The sequence below is a fragment of the Bacillus sp. SIMBA_008 genome (assembly GCF_046535495.1).
Lineage (GTDB): Bacteria > Bacillota > Bacilli > Bacillales > Bacillaceae > Bacillus > Bacillus subtilis.
Genome location: NZ_JAWRWL010000901.1, coordinates 1 through 252, shown reverse-complemented (window position 1 = coordinate 252; position 252 = coordinate 1). Strand labels below are relative to the sequence as shown.

General features: G+C 59.9%; 1 protein-coding gene. It reads right to left on the bottom strand.

The window, feature by feature from the left end; translation table 11 throughout:
* Positions 1-36 precede the first annotated feature (36 nt).
* The coding region (locus SB658_RS25980) for a hypothetical protein (protein ID WP_410603363.1) at positions 37-252 on the bottom strand (216 nt) is incomplete at its 5' end.

Here is a 252-nt window from a genome sequence, read left to right as displayed (position 1 = left end):
CGTTGAGTCGCGTCGGCACCGTGCCGACGCGAGCACTCAACGCGACTTAACCGGGTAAGTCAAGCGCTCTCGCGAGATTAGGCTTCGATATGCTTTGCGATACCCCGACAATCCGGCATTATGCCCGATATCTGTCGCAGAACTTGCGCATTTCGCACCTTTCGCCGCACGATCGAAGGTGTGACCACCGAGATCCCCGTACCCCACCCCGCCCCGCAGCATTCCGTGCTCGATGATGTGCTCGGGATCCTC